Source organism: Candidatus Planktophila sp., from assembly GCF_040402315.1.
GTDB lineage: Bacteria > Actinomycetota > Actinomycetes > Nanopelagicales > Nanopelagicaceae > Planktophila.
Window position 1 is genome coordinate 1 of the sequence record NZ_JBBAMU010000059.1, and the last position, 1,866, is coordinate 1,866.

The 1,866-nt window shown below is 47.7% G+C and carries 1 protein-coding gene; it reads left to right on the forward strand.

Features of this window, described 5'->3' with window-relative positions; translation table 11 throughout:
* A partial coding sequence (locus AC9UEP_RS05930; protein WP_509545072.1) for a DNA gyrase C-terminal beta-propeller domain-containing protein occupies positions 1-1,719 on the forward strand: 1,719 nt, incomplete at its 5' end.
* Positions 1,720-1,866: the final 147 nt, after the last annotated feature.

The window sequence follows — 1,866 nt, forward strand, 5'->3', positions numbered from 1 at the left end:
GAAGAGATTAATAAGCGCACCTGCTTAGTTGTTACTGAACTTCCCTACCAAGTGAACCCAGATAACTTGGCGCTTAAAATCGCTGAACTTGTCAAAGATGGAAAGATTAAGGGAATCGCAGATGTGCGCGATGAAGGAAACGAACGTTTAGGCCAGCGCCTTGTTATTGTCTTGCACAGCTCGGCAATTCCAAAGGTAATTCTTAACAACTTATATAAGCAGACTCAACTACAAGATACTTTCGGCGCCAATATGTTGGCACTCGTTGATGGTGTTCCACGTACCTTGCGTTTAGATGAATTCATTAAGTATTACATCGAGCATCAAGTTGAAGTCATTGTCCGCCGCACCAAGTTCCGCTTAGTTGAAAAAGAGAAACGCGCCCACATACTTAAGGGTTATCTCAAAGCACTCGATGCACTCGATGCCGTGATTGCACTCATTCGTGCCTCAAAGACCCCGGAAGAAGCGCGCACAGGTTTGATGAAGTTACTTGATGTTGATGAGATCCAAGCAAATGCAATTCTTGATATGCAGTTGCGCCGGATCGCAGCACTTGAGCGTCAGAAGATTAACGATGAATACGAAGGCCTGATGGTTGACATCATCGAACTTAACGCAATTTTGGCATCGGAAGGTAAGCAGCGCGAGATCATCAAGAGCGAACTCAGTGACGTGATTACTAAATATGGCGATGACCGCCGCACCCAAATTGTGGCAAGTGAAGGTGATTTCTCGGCTGAAGATTTGATACCGGATAACAATGTCGTAGTGACCATCACACGCGGCGGCTATTCAAAGCGCACGACCGCTGATCTCTATAAATCACAGCGCAGAGGTGGTCGTGGCGTTAAAGGTGCGGCCCTAAAGCAAGATGATGTCGTTGATCATTTCTTTGTTGCCTCTACCCACGATTGGCTCTTGTTCTTTACCAACCAGGGCCGCGTATATCGGGCAAAGGTGCACGAGCTTCCTGATGCGGGCCGCGATGCCCGCGGACAACATGTGGCAAATCTGATGGCATTTAAGCCAGAGGAACAAATTGCCCAAGTACTTTCCTTTAAGGATTACCACGCGGCCCCCTACTTAGTCCTTGCCACAAAAGGTGGACTAATAAAGAAGACTCCACTGACTGAATACGATTCACCTCGGACAGGTGGTCTGATTGCAATTTCATTGAAACCTGGAGATGAAGTGGTCTCGGCATCTCTTGTCCGTAATGCCGATGAGCTTCTGCTTGTTTCTAAGAAAGCAATGTCACTTCGCTTTACCACCGATGATGATTCTCTTCGCCCGATGGGACGTTCAACTTCCGGTGTGATCGGAATGAAATTTCGCGCGGGTGATGAACTTTTAACAATGGCGCGCGTTGATTCGCAATCTACGCAAGGTGCATTTGTATTTACTGCAACCGATGGTGGCTATGGCAAAAAAACTCCGATCGAGGAGTATCGATTACAAGGTCGTGGCGGCATTGGAATAAAGGCGGCAAAGATTGATGAAGATTCTCGCGGAACACTTGTATCCGCACTTGTATTAGAAGATAAAGATGAAATCCTTGCAATCACATCTGCTGGAACTGTCATGCGAACCCCAGCAGCTGAAGTGCGCCAAACTGGTCGCGATTCAATGGGAGTTCGTCTGGTTAACTTAGATGTTGGTGTGGCCCTGTTATCTGTGACCCGCAACAGCGAAGATGAGATTTCGGAGCAAAAGTAGTAGGGTTCACGCCTGTGGTAATGGGGGCCGTTTTGGCTACTTGATGATATTCAAGTAACCTTGCGCTTCTGCGAAACGCACGAAAGTACGTCTAGCGGGCCCATAGCTCAGCCTGGTTAGAGCGCTTCCCTGATAAGGAAGAGGTCG